This window comes from Domibacillus sp. DTU_2020_1001157_1_SI_ALB_TIR_016 (genome assembly GCF_032341995.1).
Classification (GTDB): Bacteria; Bacillota; Bacilli; order Bacillales; family Domibacillaceae; genus Domibacillus; species Domibacillus indicus_A.
Window position 1 is genome coordinate 96029 of record NZ_CP135439.1, and the last position, 23877, is coordinate 119905.

Annotated in this window: 20 protein-coding genes and 2 tRNA genes; all 22 read left to right on the forward strand. The window is 45.4% G+C overall.

The annotated features are described in order from the left end of the window. The first annotated feature begins 39 nt into the window (after window positions 1-39). The 22 genes from RRU94_RS08510 (at window position 40) to RRU94_RS08615 (ending at window position 23872) form a co-directional block, all read left to right on the forward strand. Window positions 40-1539, forward strand: coding sequence for a sugar ABC transporter ATP-binding protein (locus tag RRU94_RS08510; protein ID WP_315693688.1), 1500 nt, complete (start codon window positions 40-42; stop codon window positions 1537-1539). A 1-nt stretch (window position 1540) separates the two neighbouring features. Beyond that, a complete protein-coding gene (locus RRU94_RS08515; protein ID WP_315693689.1) occupies window positions 1541-2518 on the forward strand; it encodes an ABC transporter permease in 978 nt (325 codons plus the stop codon). Between the two features lie 78 nt (window positions 2519-2596). After that, window positions 2597-3520 carry a mechanosensitive ion channel family protein gene (locus tag RRU94_RS08520; RefSeq protein ID WP_315693690.1) on the forward strand — a complete coding sequence of 308 codons (924 nt, stop codon included), beginning with the start codon at window positions 2597-2599 and terminating at the stop codon, window positions 3518-3520. Further along, the gene (locus RRU94_RS08525) at window positions 3521-3718 is read left to right on the forward strand and encodes a DUF951 domain-containing protein (RefSeq protein ID WP_242232488.1); all 198 of its coding nucleotides are present in this window, start codon (window positions 3521-3523) and stop codon (window positions 3716-3718) included. A gap of 181 nt (window positions 3719-3899) precedes the next feature. Further along, window positions 3900-5000 carry a redox-regulated ATPase YchF gene (gene ychF / locus RRU94_RS08530; protein WP_242232489.1) on the forward strand — a complete coding sequence of 367 codons (1101 nt, stop codon included), beginning with the start codon at window positions 3900-3902 and terminating at the stop codon, window positions 4998-5000. A gap of 144 nt (window positions 5001-5144) precedes the next feature. Beyond that, the gene (locus tag RRU94_RS08535; RefSeq protein WP_315693691.1) at window positions 5145-5891 is read left to right on the forward strand and encodes an ABC transporter permease; all 747 of its coding nucleotides are present in this window, start codon (window positions 5145-5147) and stop codon (window positions 5889-5891) included. A gap of 211 nt (window positions 5892-6102) precedes the next feature. After that, entirely contained in the window at window positions 6103-6396 is a 294-nt protein-coding gene (gene rpsF / locus RRU94_RS08540; protein ID WP_242232491.1) for a 30S ribosomal protein S6, read from the forward strand. 76 nt (window positions 6397-6472) lie between these two features. Continuing rightward, the gene (gene ssb / locus RRU94_RS08545) at window positions 6473-7009 is read left to right on the forward strand and encodes a single-stranded DNA-binding protein (protein ID WP_251271159.1); all 537 of its coding nucleotides are present in this window, start codon (window positions 6473-6475) and stop codon (window positions 7007-7009) included. 22 nt (window positions 7010-7031) lie between these two features. After that, the gene (gene rpsR, locus RRU94_RS08550) at window positions 7032-7268 is read left to right on the forward strand and encodes a 30S ribosomal protein S18 (protein ID WP_046176393.1); all 237 of its coding nucleotides are present in this window, start codon (window positions 7032-7034) and stop codon (window positions 7266-7268) included. Between the two features lie 186 nt (window positions 7269-7454). Next, window positions 7455-9455 carry a methyl-accepting chemotaxis protein gene (locus RRU94_RS08555; RefSeq protein ID WP_315693692.1) on the forward strand — a complete coding sequence of 667 codons (2001 nt, stop codon included), beginning with the start codon at window positions 7455-7457 and terminating at the stop codon, window positions 9453-9455. 118 nt (window positions 9456-9573) lie between these two features. Further along, window positions 9574-11553 carry a methyl-accepting chemotaxis protein gene (locus tag RRU94_RS08560; RefSeq protein WP_315693693.1) on the forward strand — a complete coding sequence of 660 codons (1980 nt, stop codon included), beginning with the start codon at window positions 9574-9576 and terminating at the stop codon, window positions 11551-11553. Window positions 11554-11643: 90 nt separating this feature from the next. Next, window positions 11644-12609 (forward strand): YybS family protein, encoded by a 966-nt coding sequence (locus tag RRU94_RS08565; protein WP_315693694.1) that lies wholly within the window; start codon window positions 11644-11646, stop codon window positions 12607-12609. Between the two features lie 66 nt (window positions 12610-12675). Further along, window positions 12676-14649 carry a DHH family phosphoesterase gene (locus RRU94_RS08570; protein ID WP_315693695.1) on the forward strand — a complete coding sequence of 658 codons (1974 nt, stop codon included), beginning with the start codon at window positions 12676-12678 and terminating at the stop codon, window positions 14647-14649. Next, window positions 14646-15095 (forward strand): 50S ribosomal protein L9, encoded by a 450-nt coding sequence (gene rplI / locus RRU94_RS08575; protein ID WP_315693696.1) that lies wholly within the window; start codon window positions 14646-14648, stop codon window positions 15093-15095. Before RRU94_RS08570 ends, rplI begins: the two co-directional genes overlap by 4 nt. 59 nt (window positions 15096-15154) lie before the next feature. Continuing rightward, window positions 15155-16519: a replicative DNA helicase gene (gene dnaB / locus RRU94_RS08580; protein WP_315693697.1), complete on the forward strand. Its 1365-nt coding sequence runs from the start codon at window positions 15155-15157 to the stop codon at window positions 16517-16519. Window positions 16520-16728: 209 nt separating this feature from the next. Continuing rightward, window positions 16729-18015: an adenylosuccinate synthase gene (locus tag RRU94_RS08585; RefSeq protein WP_315693698.1), complete on the forward strand. Its 1287-nt coding sequence runs from the start codon at window positions 16729-16731 to the stop codon at window positions 18013-18015. 658 nt (window positions 18016-18673) lie between these two features. After that, window positions 18674-18750: transfer RNA gene (locus RRU94_RS08590), tRNA-Asp, on the forward strand. Window positions 18751-18920: 170 nt separating this feature from the next. Further along, window positions 18921-18993 (forward strand) — tRNA-Phe (locus RRU94_RS08595). Window positions 18994-19178: 185 nt separating this feature from the next. Beyond that, on the forward strand, window positions 19179-19889 hold the full coding sequence (gene yycF / locus RRU94_RS08600) for a response regulator YycF (RefSeq protein ID WP_242232813.1): 711 nt from the start codon (window positions 19179-19181) through the stop codon (window positions 19887-19889). 5 nt (window positions 19890-19894) lie between these two features. After that, window positions 19895-21721 (forward strand): cell wall metabolism sensor histidine kinase WalK, encoded by a 1827-nt coding sequence (gene walK, locus RRU94_RS08605; RefSeq protein ID WP_315693700.1) that lies wholly within the window; start codon window positions 19895-19897, stop codon window positions 21719-21721. Then, on the forward strand, window positions 21718-23064 hold the full coding sequence (locus RRU94_RS08610) for a YycH family regulatory protein (protein ID WP_315693701.1): 1347 nt from the start codon (window positions 21718-21720) through the stop codon (window positions 23062-23064). Before walK ends, RRU94_RS08610 begins: the two co-directional genes overlap by 4 nt. After that, a complete protein-coding gene (locus RRU94_RS08615; RefSeq protein ID WP_315693702.1) occupies window positions 23051-23872 on the forward strand; it encodes a two-component system regulatory protein YycI in 822 nt (273 codons plus the stop codon). The genes RRU94_RS08610 and RRU94_RS08615 overlap by 14 nt, the downstream gene beginning before the upstream one ends. The last annotated feature ends 5 nt before the right edge of the window (window positions 23873-23877 follow it).

Sequence of the window (23877 nt, forward strand, 5' to 3'; positions counted from 1 at the left end):
AGATTTCCTCCTTTTCTGTCGCCGAAAGGAGGATACAAGATGACTGCAACACTTGATATGAAAAATATTTCGATTTCCTTTCCCGGTGTAAAAGCGCTGAACGAAGTGGATTTTGGGGCGCAGACAGGGCAGGTTCACGCATTAATCGGCGCAAACGGAGCCGGGAAATCCACGCTTATGAAAATTTTATCCGGTGCCTACGGCCATTATGAAGGAGAGCTGTCGATCAACGGAGAGCTTATTCATGTCCGTCAGCCGGCTGATGCAAAAAAGTATGGTATTCAAATGGTTTATCAGGAAGTAGATACAGCACTTATTCCTCATTTAACCGTTGGTGAAAATATTATGATGGATCAGCTTGTAAACGGCAAAGGGGGAAGCGGATGGATCCACTGGAGGAAGCTCCGGGAAAAGTCCGCTGCGCTGCTGGAAAGAATGAACCTTTCTCTTTCTCCAACAAAGCAGGTAAGTGAGCTGACACTGGCAGAAAAGCAGATGGTGCTGATTGCCCGGGCCATTTCAAATGACTGCCGCTTTTTAATTTTAGATGAGCCGACCGCTCCGCTCAGCCAGGCAGAAACTGATGAATTATTCCGGATTGTGCGGCAGCTGAAGCAAGAGGATGTAAGTATTATTTTTATTTCACACCGCCTTCCAGAATTGTTTGAGATCTGCGACGACATTACGATTATGCGCAACGGGGAGCTTGTTTCAAAAAAACGCATAGCAGACACGACGCAAAATGAAGTAGTCGAAAACATGCTGGGCCGGAAAATGGACGAGCAGTTTCCAGTCCGCAAATCTGAAAAGGGAATAGTACTGCTTCAAGCATCCAGCCTTTCAGCAGCCGGTGTAAACGGTGTGAATATAACCGTTCACGCCGGGGAAGTGGTCGGTTTAACGGGGCTTGTCGGTGCCGGAAAATCGGAAATATGCAAAGCGCTGTTTGGAGAATCCAAAGTGGAAGCGGGAAACATTCAAGTAAAAGGAAAGCCGGTATCGCTTCGTTCGCCTTACGATGCAGTCCGCAGCGGCCTTGTACTTGTGCCGGAGGAAAGGCGCCGTGAAGGTGTATTTGTGTCAGAATCCGTACGCTCAAACATCACCGTCACCACGCTGAAGTCGATGCTGAGAGCGGGTGCCTGGATTAATTTAAAAAAAGAAAAAGAAACGGCTGTTTCTGTTATCGAGCGGCTGGATGTGCGGACCCCGTCTCCTGAAACGAAGGTCCGCTACCTGTCAGGCGGAAACCAGCAAAAAATTGCAATTGGAAAATGGCTGCTTGCCGAAGCGGATGTGTATATCTTTGACGAGCCGACAAAAGGCATTGATGTTGGGGCGAAGCGGGAAATTTTCGACTTAATCGCCGAGCTTGCCGCGCGCGGAAAAGGCATTTTATACGCATCAAGTGAACTGCCTGAAATATTTGGTATGACAGACCGGCTGTATGTGATTTACGATGGACAGGCCGTGATGGAAAAAGAAACCGCGCTTACGACAGAAGAAGAAGTCATGTATTATTCAACAGGAGGAAACTAAAGTGTCTCAGAAAAAACCGTTTCAGTTGTTTGATTTTTTTTATAAATACGGCACAATCTTAACCATTATTGTGTTAATTGCTGTTTTTACCGCCTTGAATCCTGCTTTTATAAGCAGCGACAATGTTTTGAACATTTTACGCTCGATTTCCATTGTCACGATTATTGCTGTAGGAGTTACAGTGTCACTTTCGATAAATGGATTTGATTTATCGGTCGGCTCATCCGCTTCCCTGGCAAGTGCTGTGGTGATCTCTATGTTTGTCTGGTTTTCGCAGAACCTTGTTGTGGCGCTTTTGGCAGCCCTTCTCGGCGCTGTGCTCATCGGTATATTAAACTCTATTATGATCGTTAAGCTGAAAATTCCAGATATGCTGGCTACATTGGCAATGATGTTTATCATTCAAGGTGTCGCTTTAACATATACAAAAGGAGCAACCATTTCTGAAAACATGGTCATGGCTGATGGATCTTATGCAGAAGGTGTAATCAGCCCTGTTTTTGCCAAGCTTGGACAGCTTCCCTGGATTATCGTCATCATGGTCGTAGTTGTTTTAGCCGTTCAAGGATTTCTTTCATTGACAAAGCACGGCCGGTTTATGTATATGATCGGCGGCAATCAAGAAGCTGCCCGTTTGTCCGGCATTCCTGTAAACAAATACAAAGTAGCCGCTTATATTTTGTCAGCACTTTTAGCCGCGCTTGGCGGTATTGTATTAGCTTCCCGCGTGATGACGGCTGAAATTAACGCAGGCGGCCCTTACTTAATGGATGCGGTAGCCGCTGCGTTTATTGGATTATCCGTTCTCGGTGCCGGCAAGCCGAACGCGCTCGGCACCTTTGTTGGTGCGGTATTAATCGGTATTTTGCAAAATGGGCTCGTGATGATGTCTGTCCCTTATTATGCGATGGATATTGTAAAAGGGTCCGTTCTTGCTTTTGCCCTGGCGCTCACTTACTATAAGCGGACACACGCATAATTCAATTTTCTGTGAAAAAGTGTTTTCTCCTGTTAAAATGGAAACGACTTATGTAAACCAGCAGAAGGAGGGCTTTTTTTGGACGATCAATCATTATCAACCTATCAGCGCGCCCTCGAATCGTTGTGGAGAAAGTTTACCAATGAAGAAACGTGGCTTGCGTTCGGAGAAGGCACTATTAAAATTACCCTGACGATTCTGGTGGCGTGGTTTATTGTAAAAGTTGGGAAAATCGCCATCCGCAATTTTTTTGCTCTTCGCTCAAAAGCACCATTGACGTTTTCTGAGCGGCGGGAAAACACATTGCTCAAATTGATTGAAAATGTGCTGGCGTATGTGGTGTACTTTATTGCGCTTGTGAATATACTTGGGGTTCTAACCTTTGATGTAAAAGGACTCATCGCTGGAGCCGGGGTGCTCGGGCTTGCGATTGGTTTTGGCGCTCAAAGCTTGGTAAAAGACGTGATTACGGGCTTTTTTATCATTTTTGAAGACCAGTTTTCAGTAGGAGATTTTGTCCGAATCGGCCAGTTTGAAGGAACAGTCGAGGAAATTGGCCTGCGCACAACAAAGCTGAAGGTATGGACGGGTGAAATTCATATCTTGCCAAACGGCAGCATTATAGAAGTCACGAATTTCTCTCTTCATAACAGTGTGGCTGTCGTTGACATCAGTATTGCCTATGAGGAAAATGTCGAAAAAGCTGAGAAGGTGATTAACGAGCTTCTTGAGACATTAAAAGACAAGTATCCTGAAATTGTCGATACACCGAAGCTGCTCGGCATTCAAATGCTGGGACCGTCAGATGTGACTCTTCGGATTACAGCGGAAACAACGCCGATGAATCACTGGTATGTGGCTCGAATGATGCGCAAAGACATCAAGGAATGTCTGGATGCGAACGGAATTGAAATTCCATATCCGCGCATGGTGATGTACTCAAGAACGGAGCAGGAAGCACAAGCAGGCTCAAAACAGGCAAAAAGCGGGGGAACGGCATAAATGGAAGAGAAACAGTTTGCGTTGCACGATGTGGTAGAAATGAAAAAAGCCCATCCTTGCGGAACAAATCGCTGGAAAATCATTCGTCTTGGCATGGACATTCGAATCAAGTGTGAAGGGTGCGGACACAGTGTCATGCTGCCGCGGCGTGAATTTGCGAAAAAAATGAAAAAAGTAGTAACCGAGAGCGGCGAGTAAGCCGCTCTTTCTTTTGGAGCAAAAAGACGTTTTAGAATAGAAGCTGTTTCCCCTGGTATTTCATCCTGACCTTGGGCTTGCGCTTTTCTTACGTTGCCTTTTTCCGCCTTAGTCCATATAATGGGGAAAGGTTTAGAATACTATGTACGTGTTTACAGAAAACAAGGAGTGAACCAATTATATGGCATTAACAGCAGGAATCGTCGGTCTTCCAAACGTGGGAAAATCGACTTTGTTTAACGCAATTACAAAAGCAGGTGCCGAATCAGCCAACTATCCATTCTGTACAATTGATCCGAATGTCGGCATCGTGGAAGTACCGGATGAGCGTCTGGCGAAACTAACGGAAATGGTAACACCGAAAAAAACCATTCCAACGGCGTTTGAATTTACGGATATCGCCGGGATCGTAAAAGGTGCCAGCAAAGGTGAAGGTTTAGGAAACAAGTTTTTGTCCCACATCCGTGAAGTAGACGCGATCTGTCAGGTCGTACGCTGCTTTGATGATGAAAACATCACGCACGTATCTGGAAAAGTAGACCCGATTGATGATATTGAGGTTATTAACCTTGAGCTTATTTTGGCAGATCTTGAATCGGTGGACAAACGTCTTACGCGCGTGGCAAAGCTTGCTAAGCAAAAAGATAAAGACGCGGTTGCCGAGCATGACGTGCTTGTCTTGGTGAAAGAAGCGCTTGAGTCTGACAAGCCTGCCCGTTCTGTGGAATTCACTGAAGAGCAACAAAAAATTGTCAAGCAGCTTCACTTGTTAACAGCTAAACCAATGTTGTATGTGGCCAATGTGAGCGAGGAAGAAATCGCGGATCCATCAGGCAATGAGCACGTACAAAAAGTGCGTGAATACGCGGCTGGCGAAGGCTCGGAAGTCATTGTGATCAGCGCGAAGGTAGAAGAAGAAATCGCCGAGCTTGATGATGATGAAAAAGCGATGTTCCTTGAAGAGCTTGGCATTGAACAATCCGGCCTGGATCAATTGATCACAGCTGCGTACTCGCTTTTAGGGCTTGCAACGTACTTTACAGCGGGCGTGCAGGAAGTACGCGCCTGGACGTTCCGTAAAGGCATGAAGGCACCACAATGTGCCGGCATTATCCATTCAGACTTTGAGCGGGGCTTTATCCGTGCTGAGACGGTTTCGTACGATGATCTTGTTGAGAACGGCTCGATGACCGCAGCGAAAGAAGCCGGCAAAGTTCGTCTTGAAGGAAAAGAATACGTCATGAAAGACGGAGATGTTGTTCACTTCCGTTTTAACGTTTAAGCGAAAAGCAAAAAGCGTTTGGCCGGAGCGGCATGTAAAAGCCAGCCAGGCTTATCATCCCGCGTGCTTAAAACATCTGCAGCTAGACAAGTACAATGACTCCACCAGATAACCGGTGGAGTTTTTTTGTAGGAGGTGTTTGGATTGAAAGATATCAGTTATGCAGCCCTGCTGGCCGCTTTTTTATTTATGCTTATTCCGTTTTGGCTTTCGTACAAACAAAAACTTGGTATTTCAAAAGAAATGATGACGGCCTCAGTTCGGGCTTTTGTTCAGCTGACGGTGATCGGGTATATCATTACATTTGTTTTCTCGATTGAAAACCCGGTTTTGTTTTTATTTATTATTTTTATTATGATTGTCATTGCTTCGCGGACATCCGCTAAGCGGGGGGAGGCCTTTGAACGTTCCCTCTGGATTGCCTTCGCTGCGTTAGTAGCAGCGGAAGCGGCTTCTGTTGTAATCTGGGTAACGTTTGATATTGTAGATTTTGAAGCCCAGTACATTCTGCCGATGAGCGGCATGATTATCGGCAGTTCTATGGTGGCTGTCAGTCTCGTGTTTGACAGGCTGAAGCGGGAATTTGATTCGACAAAAGAATTGATTATGGGAAAGCTGGCGCTGGGTGCTACGCGCCGTCAGGCATCACAGGAATTGATTGAGGCAACGGTCAAAGCCGCTTTGATTCCGAGCATGGAAGGGATGAAAACCATTGGCCTTGTGCAGCTTCCAGGTATGATGACAGGAGCCATTATCGCCGGTGCTTCACCTGTTGTCGCTGTAAAGTATCAGCTTGTCATTGCCTTAACCACATTTGGCAACACGGCGATTACGGCGATGATTGTTTCTTTCCTTACATACCCCGCTTTTTTCAAGCAAAGAATGTTTTAAACTTGCATGTTTCAAACATATGTTCTATAATGGGGGAGTATCACCTGAATCGCCATAAGTCCCTTTTTGTTTTATTGTATTGCGAAAAATATTGCGCTGTTGAGAGATTCATGTTATAATTTCAACTTGTGAGTAATGAAAATTTGCTCCTTGCTGTCGAGCCCGTAAAGGGAAGGCGACAGCCGCATAGTCCACGAGGAGGTGAACGAAGATGAGAAAGTACGAATTCATGTACATTATCCGCCCGAACATTGAAGATGAGGCGAAAAAAGCGCTAGTTGAGCGTTTTGACAACATCCTTACTTCAAACGGTGCTGAAATCATCGATTCAAAAGAATGGGGTAAACGCCGTTTAGCGTATGAAATCAACGATTTCCGCGAAGGTTTCTACCAACTTATTCATGCTAACGCTGAAGATGCAGCTGCAGTAAATGAATTTGACCGTCTTGCGAAAATCAGCGATGACATTATCCGTCATATCATTGTTAAAGAAGAAGCAAAGTAATCGAAACGCACTAAATATACATCTTTTTCATCATGTTTCAAGCTGAAACATTTTAAAAGAAAAGGAGTTGATTCTGATGATAAACCGAGTGGTTTTAGTAGGCCGTTTAACGAAAGATCCTGAACTTCGCTATACGCCAGCTGGTGCAGCTGTTGCAACGTTTACGCTCGCGGTGAACCGCGCGTACACGAATCAGCAAGGCGACCGGGAAGCGGATTTTATTAATTGCGTGATTTGGCGTCGTCCGGCTGAAAACGTGGCAAATTTCCTCAAAAAAGGAAGCCTTGCCGGCGTAGAAGGGCGCATTCAAACACGCAGTTATGAAGGCCAGGATGGAAAGCGTGTATACGTGACAGAAGTCCAGGCAGACAGTGTCCAATTTCTTGAACCAAAATCCGGAGGCGGTGGAGGCGGCCAGCAGTATGGCAATGCTCCCCAGCAGCAAGGTGGCGGTTATGGCGGACAGCAAAGCAATCAGGACTTTCCATTTGGTCAGCCACAGCAGAATCAACAGCGCGGCAATAACAATGCCGGTTATTCTAAAATGAATGAAGATCCGTTTGCAGATAACGGACAGCCGATCGATATTTCAGACGACGATCTTCCATTCTAATTTAAGCAAGGAGGGGAAACTCATGGCAGGACGCAGAGGTGGACGTAAGCGTAAAAAGGTTTGCTATTTCACATCTAACGGTATTACACATATCGACTATAAAGATGTTGATTTGCTTAAAAAGTTCGTATCTGAACGTGGAAAAATTCTTCCACGCCGTGTAACAGGTACAAGTGCTAAATACCAACGCCGTTTGACAATTGCAATCAAACGTGCGCGTCAGGTAGCACTTCTTCCATTCGTTGGAGAAGAAAGATAAGATCTTTTATATAAGAAAAAGCACAGTTCTGATCATTCAGGACTGTGCTTTTTTGTGTGTAAATATATGGGTTAAATAGGAAGAAAATATTAATTTTTTTAATGAAATAAAAGAAAAGGCTAGATATTTATTCATTAATAGGTAAAATAAGCATAGGGTATTTTTACTACAAAAGGAGGTGCACAGTTGAAAGGCATCAAATCTATTCGCACGAAACTACTTATTCCTATTATTGCAGCGCTTGTTTTGGCGTTTGCTTTTATTATTATATTTATCAGCTGGCAAACAGAAAACAGTGTGGAAAAAAGCGTGATCGATCAAAGTGAGGGTACAGTAGAAAGTTTGTCGGGTACGGTAAAGTCATTTTTAGACCAACATGAGAAAAGTATTGATCTGCTTGTTTTCGACGATACGATTCAATCTTACGCAAAAAATGAATTAGCCCAAGACAAAGCAAACCGCCAGTCAATAGAAACACTTTTCATCAATTATTTGGATACGTATCAGGATGTGTCGAGTATTTATTTTGGTTCAGCAGATGGAACGACCATTATTTCCCCGGTAATTGAGCTTCCTGCAGATTTCGATCCCCGGGAAAGAGACTGGTATACACAAGCTGAAAATAAAAAAGCGGCGGTTTGGAGCGAGCCGTATGAAGACCAGGCCACCGGTTCTTCTGTCGTAACGGTGTCGAGAGCCCTTTATGACGATAATGACCGGTTCCTTGGCGTGATTGGTGCTGATATTGTTTTAACCGTGTTAACAGAACGGGTCAAACAAACAGATCTTGGCTATCAAGGCTACCCCGTTGTGTTTTCAACAGCAGGCATGGGCATTGTCCATCCGGATAGACAGGGAGAAGATTTAACAAAGATTCCGGTTATTAAGAGCATTATCGATGGTTCCTCTCCATCCGGCAGAAAGTACTATCAGCTGGACGGGGAAAACCGTATTATCGTATTTAACAACGTGCCCGGTGTGAATTGGACGACAGCAGCCGTTTATAACCAGGCTGACTTGCTCGGTTTGTCTCAATCCATTGGTAAGTCTCTGCTTTGGACCGGCGTTGCGCTGCTTTTGTTGATCAGTGCCGTAATGCTGTTTGTAATCTCAAAAATCGTCAAACCGCTCCGCTATTTGGAACGATCTGCTTCTCAAATTGCTGAAGGTGACTTGACGGTGCAGGTGCCGGTCAAAACAAGGGATGAAGTAGGACAACTGTCCGAAGCATTTAATAAAATGACTGCCAACATGCGAAACATTTTGCAAAAAGTGAATGACTCGGTACAGGATGTCAAAGCATCTGCTGAAAGCTTAAGTGCCGTATCGGAAGAAACAAGTGCGTCCAGCGAACAAATGACCCATGCGATCAGTGAAATTACCTTGGGGGTTTCCCGTTCGGCAGAAGATTCTGCTGAGGCAACTGAGCGCTCAAACAGTTTAGGCAGCCAAATTGATGTGATTACCGGCCAGGCAGGAGACATGGCGCACGCCGCTTCCCAGGCTGAACAGGCAAACCAAAAAGGAGCCGGGCAAATTGAACAGCTTCGCGCTTCAAATAATGAAACGAAAACGTACATTTCCGGCATGCAAATGGTGATTGAAGAGCTGGAATCGAAAATGAACTCGATTGAGGCTGTGATTGGAGCCATTACTGACATTTCCGCCCAAACGAATCTGCTAGCGCTCAATGCATCGATTGAAGCGGCAAGAGCCGGCGAGCACGGCAAAGGATTTGCTGTGGTGGCAGAAGAAGTCCGCAAGCTGGCAGAGCAGTCCAGCGAAGCAGCAGATGAAGTCAGACGAACGATTCTCGACATTCAATCCGGCTCTCGTACAGCCGTTGAGCAAATGAAGAAAACACGCAGCAATTTCGATGAGCAAACGGAAGCGGTAGAAGAAACAAGCAAGGTTTTCCACCAGCTTTCGTCTCTTGTCAGTACGATTGATTCGTCCATTGCCACAATCAATGAGGAAATCAAAGAAGTAGGAGTCACAAAGGATGAAGTGATCCATACGATGACCGGTATTGCCGCGGCCAGCCAGCAGTCTGCCGCTGCAAGTGAAGAAGTCAGTGCCTCGGCCGAAGAGCAATTAAGAGCGGTTCGGACCGTGACAGATTCCTCTGAGCAGCTGATGGAGTTAAGTGCAGAATTAAAAGGAATTGTAGATCAATTTAAAATATAAAAAGGATGCCGGCTAGTACCGGCGTCCTTTTTTTAATAAATTTTTTACATTTCCTTAATACTGTGTTAGGACTATAAAACTATAATGGGAGCGTATATAGGGAGAAAGGTGTAGTGAAATGAAATCAATTCGAATGAAATTTATGCTTCCCATTGCGATTATTCTGATCAGTGCCTTTGCTTTTGTTATTTTTTTTACTGGATTAAAAACAGAACAGCGGATTGAAAAAAATGCAGCCGCCCAAACAAAAGAGTTTGTAAAAGAATTAAACAATTCTGCGGATGCCTTTTTGCAAAAGTACGAAGAAAGTATTCTACTTTTATCCGAAAGCGCACAAGTACTCGGATATGCCCAGCTGGCGCAGTCGGATAAACAGCTGGACGGCGAAGCAGACAGGGAGCTGCAGGCTGTGTTTAACCGGTACACCGATATTTATAAGGAAACACTAAGCGTTTACTATACATCAGCAGCCGGCACCTTTAAAATGGCACCTGCCACATCGCTTCTAAAAGATTTTAACCCGTTAGAGGAGCTCGCCTATAAGCAGGCAGCCGAAAGCGGACAGCCGGTGTGGAGTGAACCGTATCAAAGCGAAACAGGGGACGATATTATTACAGTCTCCAAAGCCATTATGAGCGGCTCAGAAGTGCTCGGCGTCATTGGGGTTGATATTGACTTAACGAGCATGACCAATCGAATGAACAAGCTGAACGTCGGCTACGAAGGGTACCCGGTTGTCCTATCCGAGCAAGGAAGGGCACTTGTTCACCCATCTCAAAAAGGCAAAGATGTATCAAAAGATGCGCTGATGGGAGCGATGTTAGCTGGTGAAAAAAGCGGCATTTTAGAAAAAGAAAACCAGCTGATTGTTTACGATACAGCTGCACAGACCGGCTGGAAAATCGGGGCGGTCTACGAAAAGAGCCATTTGTTCAGCGTTTCAGACGAAATGAAAAAAATTCTGGCCCTTACAGCGCTGTCGGCACTTGCCGTTGTGATGCTTGTTGTGTTTTGGCTGACATCAAACATTACAAAGCCGCTTCAAACATTGAAAGCCTCTGTGAAACAAGTGGCAGAAGGCAACTTGCAAACACACGTTTATGTTTCAGGAAGGGACGAAACAGCGGAACTAAGCCGCAATTTTAATGAAATGGTCGTGAAAATGCGCAGCATTGTCGGGGTGACAGAAGATGCAGCGAAAAATGTAAGGGAATCCATTGAGAACTTGAATATCGCGGTACAGGAAATCAATGAATCCGGAACAGCAGCAGCGTCTGCGCTGGATGAATTAACTCATGGAACGGAAAGATCCGCAAACGGCTCGCAAAAAGCAGCGGATCGTTCAAGGGAGCTGGGCACGTTAATCAGCTCCATATCAGGTGAAGCAGATGCCATGACTCAGCTTGCTGGCACGGCAGCCCAGGCAGCTGAAACAGGAGCAAGGCATGTCTCGGTGATGGCAGAATCTATGGGTGCTTCTGCTGAAAGAATGGACGCAGCGATGAAGTCTATTAGCACACTGGCAGAGGACATTAAACGCATTGAAGACATTGTACATGTTATTGAAGGGATATCCGCTCAGACAAACCTGCTGGCGCTCAATGCATCGATTGAAGCAGCGCGGGCAGGCAGCCACGGCAAAGGCTTCGCAGTGGTTGCCCAGGAAGTGAGAAAGCTTGCTGAGCAGTCGGGCAAGGCGGCCGGTGAGATACATAAAAAAATTGCGGCGGTGCAGGAAGGGTCCATTCAAGCGATCCAGACGGTAACGGAAGCAGGCGGATACATTACCGCGCAAACAGAAGCGGTACAGGAAACCGAAGGAGTATTTGTTCATCAGGAAGAAGTTGTGCAGAAAATGAAGGCAGCGATTGCCGAAATGGTCAGAGGGATTCGTACAGCCGATCAGGAAAAAGATACAGTTGTGTATACGGCCGGCCAGCTGGCGGAAGAAGCCAAAGTTTCGGCTTTTTCCTGTGAAGAAGCCCAGGAAAGAACGCGGACGCAGCTGTTGGCCATTGAGGGCGTAGCGGCGGCTTCCGAACAGCTGTCTTTACTTAATGAAGAATTGATTCACGCAATACACCAATTTCAAATATGAAAAATAAGTGAAAAAGTCCGATCTTTTGTTCGGACTTTTTTCTTTTAAAGTTGAATGGGGGACTAAAGGAATGTAGAATAAGGGGGGAGAATGCCGAAATGCTTGGTAAATGAACGGAGTGTTAAAGTGGAAAGAACAAAAGTCATAACAGAAGGAGCAATGATGCTGGCCATCTTTGCGATTCTACTGGCGGTCTCCGTCTACGTACCGATTATCTCTATTGTCGGCGCGCTTTTTTTACTGCTTCCTTTTTTGATATACAGTGCTAAATATCCGGCCGGGCCGGCTTTTGGGCTGCTTGCTTGTTCGGTAGCGCTGTCCTTTATAATAGGAGGCGTAATCTCTGTGCCTCTGGCGATTATGTACGGAACAACCGGCTTGATGATGGGGGCACTCATCCGCAGGCAGTCAGATGGCTGGATTGTTTATATGGGTGGAAGTCTCGTATTTTTATTAAATTTGATTGTGCAGTATGCGGCAGCCATGTGGCTTTTTGATATTTCGTTTGCAGACGAATTCAGTAAAGCCTTTAAGGAGTCAGCAGCCGAAACAAGCCGCGTGCTCGGACAGGAAGTGCCTTACACAGGCGAGGAAATCAATACGCTGATTGAGTATATGAACGCTATTTTACCGGCGATTCTCACAGCGCTGGCTTTTCTTACGGTGCTGCTTTTAAGAACGGTGAATTACCCGATTGCCAAACGGCTCGGCGTCAAAATAAAACCGCTTCAGCCATTCCGGACAGTACGTCTGCCCCGGACAATCCTTTGGTATTATCTCCTTTTAATGGCAGGAGCTATTTTTGTTCAGCCGGAGCCCGGTACAAGCTGGTATGATATTTATGTGAACGTGCTGTTTATTTTGCAGGCATGCTTATATATACAAGGTTTGTCTTTTGTTTTTTTCTTTGCCCACAGCAAAAAATGGCCAAAAGCCATCCCGGTTTTAGCGGCCCTTTTATCAATTCCTCTAATTCCGCTTCTTTATCTTATCCGATTATTAGGTATAATTGATTTAGGGTTCGACTTAAGACAACGGATGCAAAAAAAGCGGTAAGATGCTTTTTAAAATTAGCTCCATCGAGCACAAAAGGTGGAGCTTTAGAACGAGGAGCTGAAGCGAATGCTTTCGTATTATAACAGGCGGATGATTCAAGTACCGATCATTGTCATTACGCTTGTGCTTGTGGCCGCGTCGGCCTGGCTGTTCTCCTACAATTGGGCTGCCGGCGCCGGCTTGCTTACATTGACGATTTTTCTGCTCCTCTTTTTATATTTGGCAGAAAGAAAAATGCATGAAGATGTACAGAAGTATGTGGCCACTTTATCGTACCGCCTTCAAAAAGTCGGTGAAGAAACGCTTCAGGAGCTGCCGATTGGCATTCTGCTTTATAATAAGGAGTATACAATCGAATGGGCGAATGCTTTTTTAACCTCTTACTTTCAAGAGGAGACCCTTGTTGGCGAATCGCTTTATGAAGTAGCGGAACCTTTGCTTTCGGCTATTAAAAGCGGCAAAGAAGCTATGCTTAACTTAAACGACAAAACCTTTCGTGTGGTGTCAAAACCAGATGAACGGCTTCTTTACTTTTTTGATGTGACCGAAGAAGAACGGGTCGCCCGCCAGTTTAGAGAAGAAAAAACCACGCTCAGCATCATCTTTCTCGATAACTACGATGATTTAACACAGGGGATGGATGATCAAACAAAAAGCAGCTTAAACAGCCTGGTTACTTCTATGCTCAATGGCTGGGCGAAAAAACACGGCATGTTTTTAAAACGTGTGTCGTCGGAACGCTTTTTTACTGTGATGAACGAGCGTATTTTAGCCAAACTTGAAGAAGATAAGTTTTCCATTTTGGATGAAGTGCGTGAAGAAACGGCTAAGCATTATGCCCCGCTGACATTGAGCATTGGTATCGGACAGGGAGTTGTTCCACTGCCGGAATTGGGCGATCTCGCTCAATCCAGTTTGGATCTGGCTCTTGGACGCGGCGGTGACCAGGCTGCCATCAAGCAGGGAGACGGGAAAGTAAAGTTTTACGGGGGGAAAACAAATCCAACCGAGAAACGGACACGGGTGCGTGCCCGCGTGATTTCACACGCACTTCGTGACATCGTAACTGAGAGTGACAAAGTGATCGTGATGGGCCACAAGTATCCGGATATGGATGCAGTTGGTGCTTCAATGGGTATTCGCCATGTTGCAGAATTAAATGGGCGGGAAGGTTATATTGTCGTTGATCCTGCACAAGTCGATACGGCAGTGAAACGACTGCTTAACGAGCTGAAAGAACAGAATCCTGAACTTCATTCAAGAATTATTACACCAGAAGAAGCGCTTGAAATTGCAACGAATCGAACCTTGCTTGTTGTGGTGGATACCCATAAGCCATCGCTTGTCATTGAAGGAAAACTGCTTTCCAGAGCGGAACGAGTGGTCGTGATCGATCACCATCGGCGCGGAGAAGAATTTATTAAAAACCCGCTTCTTGTTTATATGGAGCCCTATGCTTCTTCTACGGCAGAGCTTGTCACAGAGCTGTTGGAATATCAGCCGAAAACAAAAAAAATATCGATGCTTGAGTCAACGGCCCTGCTTGCTGGTATAATTGTCGATACAAAAAGTTTTTCACTGCGGACTGGAGCCCGCACGTTTGACGCAGCTGCTTATTTACGTACAAACGGTGCGGATACGATTTTAGTTCAAAAGTTTTTAAAAGAAGATATTGGCACCTACATTCAGCGTAGCCAGCTGATTGAAACGGTTTATTTTTATAAAGACGGCCTGGCGATTGCCAAAGGCGATGATGATTATGTGTATGATTCTGTCTTAATTGCCCAGGCAGCGGATACGATTTTGACCATGAACGGGGTCCAGGCATCGTTTGTGATTGCCCGCCGGTCCGAAGAAATGATCGGGATCAGTGCCCGCTCACTTGGCGAAGTCAATGTACAGATCATTATGGAGCAGTTGAACGGAGGCGGCCATTTAACAAATGCTGCAACGCAAATTCGGGACGCTTCTGTAGAAGACGCTGAAATGGAGCTGTGCCGCGTTATCGATGAAGTCACTGAAGGAGGAAATGAAGAATGAAGGTAATCTTTTTAAAGGACGTAAAAGGAAAAGGCAAAAAAGGCGATATTAAAAATGTAGCCGACGGCTATGCACATAACTTTTTAATTAAAAACGGCTATGCAGTCGAAGCAACATCGGGCAACCAAAACGCGCTTGATGCTCAAAAGAAAAAACAAGTAGCTCTTGCAGCAGAAGAGCTGGAAGAAGCAAAGCGCCTGAAAGAAACGATTGAAGCACTGACTGTTGAATTGCATGCTAAAACAGGGGCAGGCGGACGACTTTTCGGTTCTGTAACAGCTAAACAAGTGGCAGATCAATTAAATAAAACACATAAAATTAAGATTGATAAACGGAAGATGGATCTTCCGGACGGCATCCGCGGCCTTGGCTACACAAACGTGCCGGTTAAATTGCATAATGAAGTCACAGCTACACTTAAGGTACATGTAACAGAAGAAAAATAATAGAAAAACATGTGGTCAGAGTTCTCTGATCACATGTTTTTTTCACGAGGAGGGTAACAATGAGCGATGTATTAACGGACCGTGTACCGCCGCAAAATATTGAAGCAGAACAGGCTGTGCTGGGGGCGATCTTTTTGGAGCCGTCCGCGTTAACAGTCGCTTCGGAAATATTAATTCCGGAAGACTTTTACCGGAATGCCCACCAGCAGATTTATTTAACGATGCTGAAGCTTAGCGACCACGGAAAAGCAGTGGACGTGGTGACGGTCACCGAAGACCTGGCCGCTCATAAATTGATTGAAGATGTCGGCGGTATTTCGTATTTGAGTGAATTGGCGGAAGCTGTCCCAACAGCGGCTAATATTGAATATTATTCCCGCATTGTAGAAGAAAAATCGCTTCTGCGCCGATTGATCCGCACGGCGACTACCATCGCCACAGACGGGTACGAGCGTGAGAATGAAGTGGAAGGCTTGCTGAGCGAAGCGGAAAAAAGCATTATGGAAGTGGCCCAGCGGAAAAATGCGGGTGCCTTTCACAATATTAAAGACGTGCTTGTGCGCACGTATGATAATATTGAGCTTCTTCACAACCGAAAAGGCGATGTAACCGGCATTCCAACCGGATTTGCCGAGCTGGACCGGATGACCGCAGGGTTCCAGCGAAATGATTTAATTATTGTTGCCGCACGTCCGTCTGTCGGGAAAACGGCATTTGCTCTTAATATTGCCCAAAACGTCGCAACAAATACGGACGAAACGGTTGCGATCTTTAGTCTTGAGATGGGGGCAGAGCAGCTGGTTATGCGGATGCTCTGCGCAGAAGGAAATATTAATGCGCAAAGCCTGCGGACAGGCACCCTGACGGATGAAGACTGGCGCAAGCTGACAATGGCAATGGGCAGCTTGTCTAATTCAGGTATCTATATTGATGATACGCCGGGTGTACGCATTGGAGAAATCCGCTCCAAATGCCGCCGGCTGAAGCAGGAGCAGGGACTGGGCATGATTTTGATCGACTACCTGCAGCTCATTCAAGGGAATGGACGCTCCGGCGAAAACCGCCAGCAGGAAGTATCGGAAATTTCCCGTTCCTTAAAAGCGCTCGCCCGTGAGCTGGAAGTGCCGGTTATTGCGCTCTCCCAGCTTTCCCGTGGCGTGGAGCAGCGGCAGGACAAGCGTCCAATGATGTCCGATATCCGGGAATCTGGATCGATTGAGCAGGATGCCGATATTGTAGCGTTCTTGTACCGGGATGATTATTACGATAAAGAAACCGAAAACAAAAATATGATCGAGATCATTATTGCCAAGCAGCGGAACGGCCCGACTGGAACAGTCGAGCTCGCTTTCGTGAAGGAATACAATAAATTCGTAAATGTGGAACGGCGCATGGATGAAATGGGAGCGCCGCCCGGAGCATAAAAAAAGCCAGCGATTGCTGGCTTTTTTTGTTTTTATGCGTTTTCAAGCATTCTCTCACTTGAAGCAACCGGTACTTTTGGAATAAAAACGAATAAAAAAATCTGATTAAGTTTAAAATGTTCGTCTTTTAGTTTGACGGCTCCGTTTTCTGCTGGTAAAATAAACGTGTTTGATAAAACGTTTTTCATGAACCTTCGGAGGTGCAAAAAATGTCATCAGTAGTTGTAGTAGGAACGCAATGGGGCGATGAAGGAAAAGGGAAAGTAACCGATTTTCTTTCTGAAAACGCAGAAGTCGTAGCCCGTTACCAAGGCGGTAACAACGCAGGTCATACAATTAAATTTAACGGTGTTACATACAAACTTCACTTGATTCCATCTGGTATTTTTTATTCGGATAAAATTTGCGTAATCGGCAACGGTATGGTTGTAGATCCAAAAGCACTTGTAAAAGAGCTGGAATATTTGCATGGACATGGCGTGTCAACAGAAAACCTGCGCATTTCAAACCGTGCGCACGTGATTTTGCCATACCACTTGAAAATTGATGAAGTGGAAGAAGAGCGCAAAGGCGCCAATAAAATCGGCACAACGAAAAAAGGCATCGGCCCTGCTTATATGGATAAAGCTGCACGGATGGGAATCCGCATGGCTGACCTTTTGGATCGCGAAACATTTGAAGAAAAGCTGACGCATAACATTGCAGAAAAAAATCGCCTGCTTGAGCGCTTCTACGAAACAGAAGGCTTTAAAGTGGAAGATATTCTGGACGAATACTATGAGTACGGACAGCAAATCAAAGACCTTGTCTGTGATACATCCGTTGTCCTGAACGATGCGCTTGATGAAGGCCGCCGCGTTCTATTTGAAGGCGCCCAGGGCGTTATGCTTGATATCGACCAGGGAACATATCCGTTTGTTACTTCTTCGAATCCAGTTGCCGGCGGTGTAACAATTGGTTCGGGTGTCGGCCCATCCAAAATTACACATGTTGTTGGCGTATCCAAAGCTTATACAACTCGTGTCGGCGATGGTCCGTTCCCAACGGAGCTGAACAACGAAATCGGAGATCAAATTCGTGAAGTGGGCCGTGAATATGGTACAACAACAGGCCGTCCGCGCCGTGTTGGCTGGTTTGACAGTGTTGTTGTACGCCATGCGCGCCGTGTGAGCGGAATCACAGATCTTTCACTGAATTCAATCGACGTACTAACAGGAATTGAAACGTTGAAAATTTGTACAGCGTACCGTTACAAAGACGAGCTAATCACAGAATACCCAGCGAACCTTCGCGTACTTGCAGAGTGCGAGCCGGTATATGAAGAGCTTCCAGGCTGGACAGAAGATATTACAGGTGTGAAAGATTTAAGTGAGCTTCCGGCAAATGCACGCCATTACATCGAACGTGTGTCGCAGCTGACTGGTATCCCATTGTCTGTTTTCTCAGTAGGCCCAGACCGTAACCAGACAAATATAGTCCGCAGTGTGTGGAGTTAAATAATAAAAAAAGCTGCCTTAAGATAGGTCAGCTTAAGACTGACGACTTTGTCGTCAGTCTTTTTTTATGAAAGTTTCGCCGCCTAAAATGGGCAGGAGACTATCAGTTCTAAAAAAAGAGCCGATAGGAAGCCGGTCGGACTTTACACCCCTTAGGGACAGTACGGGAGCCTCCTCGGCGCACACGCCTGCGGGATCTCCCGACTCACTGTGCATCCCGCAGGAGTCTTCGTCCGGCCGGCTTCCCCATTTGTTTCGAAAAAGCCGCAAAGAGGCATCTTCACATACACTTTTACCGCTTTGGTGATAGGGCATGTGTTCTATTAACCTTTGCCGCCTTGCCGGCTCTCATCTGAACTGCCGCACTTCTTGAGAAAAAAGAAACAAAGAGATACTTTTTCAAAAGATTTTATTTTTTAAGTTTTGTCCCGCTTTTTTCTATCTATCTATGTCAATGGTCCTCCCGCAAATTCTCCCTATATAAGATAAAAATGTATTATTTTGTACTTTTTTCCTTAGAATGTTTGGGGAAAGGCATGAAATTGTCGAAATTTCACTATTTTGTTCGTTTTTTTCGACAAATATGGTGAAAATGTATTGTCACCCTTCCCCCCATATGATACTATTAACAACGTTGCTGGGAAACAGCGCTAAAATTGGTCCGGTAGTTCAGTTGGTTAGAATGCCTGCCTGTCACGCAGGAGGTCGCGGGTTCGAGTCCCGTCCGGACCGCCATTTTTACTTTACTTAAACCTATCTATCGTTATGTTCTTGATGGCGGCCGTCCGCATCTTTGAATTGTCCTTCACGAAAAAACGGCCGCTGTGTTTTTTGAAAATTTAGTCTTCATGCACTTCTGGCAGTAAAAACGTAATAACCTATGTATAAACATGTTGTTTAATTCCGGCTCAGTAGCTCAGTTGGTAGAGCAAAGGACTGAAAATCCTTGTGTCGGCGGTTCGATTCCGTCCTGAGCCATAGAAAAAGCATCGCGGTGATTTCGCTCCCGTGGTGCTTTTTGTTATTTCTAACGCTTATTGCCAGATGCCGCAGTCTTCCTGCCATGGTAAAGTAAAGAAAAGCGTAAAGGGCAAAAATGTGATAAAATATAATATTTGAAGCCATCTTTTATTCTGTGAAACTAAAAGTGAGGGACATACATGATGCAAAAGAAAATATTGGTTGTCGATGATGAAAGACCCATTGCAGATATTTTGCAGTTTAATTTAAAAAAAGAAGGATATGACGTGCAATGCGCATACGATGGCGACCAGGCAGTTGAAATGGTAGAGAACATGCAGCCGGATTTAGTGCTGCTTGACATCATGCTTCCAGGCCGTGATGGGATGGAAGTATGCCGGGAAGTGCGTAAAAAATACGAAATGCCGATTATCATGCTGACAGCGAAGGATTCCGAGATTGATAAAGTGCTTGGACTGGAACTCGGAGCGGATGATTATGTGACAAAGCCGTTTTCTACACGTGAACTGATTGCACGGGTAAAAGCAAATCTTCGCCGCCATCAAGCAGCGCCGGCGCCAGAAGAAGAAGAAGTTGATACAAACGAGATTGCGGTAGGGGCTTTAACGATTCATCCGGATGCCTACATCGTTTCAAAACGCGGGGAAACAATTGAGTTAACTCATCGTGAATTTGAACTTCTTCATTACTTGGCCAAGCATATTGGACAGGTAATGACACGCGAGCACCTGCTGCAGACGGTTTGGGGATATGATTACTACGGAGATGTTAGAACAGTAGATGTAACAGTCAGACGCCTTCGTGAGAAGATTGAAGACAATCCGAGCCACCCATCCTGGATCGTAACACGAAGAGGCGTTGGCTACTATTTGCGCAACCCTGAACAGGAGTAACGTGAATGAAACGGGTAGGTTTTTTTCGTTCGATACAAATGAAATTCGTGCTGATTTATGTGCTGCTTATTTTATTTGCGATGCAGATTATCAGTGTTTATTTTGTTAATTCACTTGAAGAAAAATTCACCAATAACTTTAAAGAGTCTTTGGCGCAGCGGGTTGAATTGCTGGAATATAATGTGCGTGAAGAAATATTAAAAGAGCGGGATGAAGAGTCAAAGACGCTCGAGCAGGATGTACGCACTATTTTAGAGGATTTTTCAGCGGGTGATGTTATTGAAGTGCGGGTGATCGATGTGAACAGCCGCATTATCGGTACGTCTGATTCGAATAAACGCGACCTCGTCGGCCAGCGTATGCCGGCGGATATTTCCGTGAAACGGGCACTGTCAGCAGGAGCCACAGAAGATAAAATGTATGTGGATGAAAACAACGGCAAGCGTGTCTGGGTACGGACTTCACCGATTTTGTCTAACAGCGAAGTGAAAGGCGCCATTTATCTCGTTGCAGATATTGAAACGGTGTACGGCCAGCTCGATGACATTAATGAAATCCTGTTTTCAGCTGCCATTTTGGCGCTGGCGATTACCGCTGTTTTAGGGATCACGCTGGCACGGACCATTACTCGGCCGATCACCGATATGAGACGGCAGGCAGTGGCGCTTGGGAAAGGGAATTTCTCCCGTAAAGTAAAAGTGTACGGGCAGGATGAAATTGGTGAACTGGCCGTTACCTTTAATAACTTAACGAAACGGCTTCAGGAAGCCCAGGCCACAACAGAAGGGGAACGGCGCAAGCTGTCATCGGTTCTTTCTTATATGACGGATGGCGTAATCGCGACCGACCGGCGCGGCCGGGTGATTTTAATTAATGAGCCGGCATCTAAAATGCTGAATGTTTCACGTGAAACAGTTATTTCACAGCCGATTGTTTCATTGCTCAATCTGGAAGAGGACTATTCCTTTGATGATTTACTGAATGAGCAGGATTCCGTTATTTTGGACTACAGTACGCACGACAGGCCTTATGTGCTGCGCGCGAACTTTTCGGTCATTCAAAAAGAAACAGGCTTTGTGAACGGGCTTATTACTGTTTTGCACGATATTACCGAGCAGGAAAAAATCGAAATGGAGCGCCGTGAGTTTGTAACGAACGTTTCACATGAATTGCGGACACCGCTGACAACGATGCGAAGCTACCTCGAAGCGCTTGCGGAAGGCGCCTGGCAGGACCCGGACATCGCCCCGAATTTCCTTGAGGTCACCCAGACGGAAACGGAGCGGATGATTCGGCTTGTGAACGATTTGCTGCAGCTTTCAAAGTTTGACAGCCAGGAATACAATTTAATGAAAAAGGATACTGATTTTATTGAGTTTTTCAATAAGATTATTGACCGTTTTGAGATGACAAAATCTCAGGAAGTAACGTTCCGGCGCAAGCTGCCGCGCTATCCGATTTATGTAACGATCGATCAGGATAAGCTTACCCAGGTGATCGATAATATTATTTCCAATGCGCTGAAATATTCACCGGAAGGCGGCCTTGTTTCTTTTAAAGTAGAGGAACATGGAGATACCATTCAAGTCAGCATCAGTGACCAGGGAATGGGGATTCCGAAAAAAAGTCTGGAGCGTATTTTCGAGCGCTTTTACCGGGTAGACCGGGCCCGTTCAAGAAAAATGGGCGGCACCGGCCTGGGGCTTGCCATTGCAAAAGAACTCATTACCGCGCACGGCGGCCACATTTGGGCGACAAGTGTGGAAGGGAAAGGGACGACGATTTTCTTTACACTGCCGGCGGATCTTTCCGAAGAGGATGATTGGGAATGAACTATGAAAAAATCAAATCAGCAGCGCTTGCGCTGCTGGTCTTGATCAGTCTGGCGTTTACATGGGGCATTTGGAACTACCAGCCTTCCTATCAAACCATTGCAGATAGTGCGGATGAAAATATCGTAACAGAAGTGGAAATAGGCGAGGAGCGCAAACTTTCTGATTTATTAAAGCCTTCCCGTCTGATCTCTCATCAGGAGGGGAGCCACTATGGAACCATTGCCAAGCAGGATTTGGACTGGGTGATGAAGGAAATGAGGGAATGGACGTTTATGGAGCCTGAAAACATATCCAATTCCTTAAGCGAAGCGGAATTTTCGAAGCTCCTGTCGAGTAATTCACATGTGGAACTGTTTTTTTCTTCGCCTATCCCATTCAATACATTTAAAACGATGGTTTCATTTAATGATAAAACCGTTCCAAATGCGGTATTTAACCGAATCGTTATTACGGAAGCAGAGCAAAAAAACAAAGCGTTTGTTTATTTTGTTTCGGTTAAAGAAAGGCTTGTGTTCAAAAGTGAGGTTCAAACGGGATCTTTGCGCGAATTTAAGCAGCGCTATGTAGAAAACCATGACCGTCTGGAGCCATACATCTCTTATCAAGTTCCTGATGGTGCTCGTTTATACGTGCGCAAAGAGCCGCCTGTTTTAACCGTTCAAAGCTATTTGCCAGAGCAGATTGACGCAGATACGTTTAAACGGGCGCTTTTTAATGATCCAAGCTACGTACAGCGGAGTTCAAGCGGCGCAGGAGAGGGATATACAACAGACGGAACGAGCTTTATGCGAATCAACAGCAGTACGGGTACAGTCCGATATGTAAATCCGTCTGTTGTAACTGAACCGGTGCCGCTGGACCAGCTCATTGAAAAAAGCATTGATTTTGTAAACGAGCACCATGGCTGGGTAGACAGCTACCGCCTGTTTCAAACAAAACCAGGGTCAACAGAAATCAGCTATCGTTTGTTTCTAGGAGACTTCCCCGTGTTTAGTCCACAGGGAATGGCCAGCATGACGGAGCTTTCACAAATTTGGGGCCGGGAACGCATTTATCAATACGACCGTTCTTCTTTTATTGTGGAGCTGGACAAACCGTTTCCTTCAGGAACAGGAACTGTAGAACTAAAAAGCGGCCAGGAAGCACTCAATGAAGTATTGAAGCTGGAAACAGTAAATCCAAAGCTGTTGACAGATATGCGGATTGGATATGAAATGACCGTAAAACAGGAATCACCAAAAGTAGTGGTGGCATTCGAACCATTCTGGTACTACCAGTATAACGGTACTTGGCAAAAGCTTGTCACGGACGAAGGAGGACGATTGGATGGATTGGAGTAAAACAAAAACCATTTTTATCGCCGTGTTTCTCGTCCTGGATATTTTTCTGGCCGTAATGTTTTTTAATAAGTACAGTACTTCCCGGTTTGAAGTGATCGAGAAAACATCCATTGAACAAAGGCTTCAAGACGATGGCGTTAAATATGAGGAAATGCCTGATGACTCGGGTGAACGCTCCATGATCGTCGCAAAACCAAAAACATTTACAGAGAAAGAGCTGTTTTTTTTAACGAAACAAAAATGGGCGATTGAAAAAAATGGAACGGAAATTGTCAGCCTGCTCGAAGAACCATATGAAACCGATGGAGCAGCACGCAGCAAATTAAATGCCTTTGTGAAAAACAATGTGCTGCATGGCGAGGAATATGTTTATTGGAAACGAAATCAAGAAGCCAACACCGTCATCTACTATCAGAAAATTGCCGGTAAAAAACTGTTTGAAAATACAGCAGGCATGCTGACTGTGCAGTTGAATGACGATAAAGATATTGTGAGCTATTCTCAAACGATGCTTTCAAGTGTCGATGAAAACCGGAATAAGGAAACGATTCTGCCTGCGCTGCAGGCCATTGATTCGCTTTATAAAAATGGCCTTATTCAGCTCGACAGTGAAATCAGCGACGCAGAACTCGGATACTATACCGTTGTGCGAGTTGATGAGTCTCAGCAAATAGAGCTCGACGAATCGAAGGTACAGCAGGTGCTGTCACCGACCTGGTATTTTCAGCTTAAAAAAGGTGACAAAACCGAAGAAGTATATGTAAATGCGTTTGACGGATCGATTAATCCACAGCAAAAAGAATCGTAGCAATC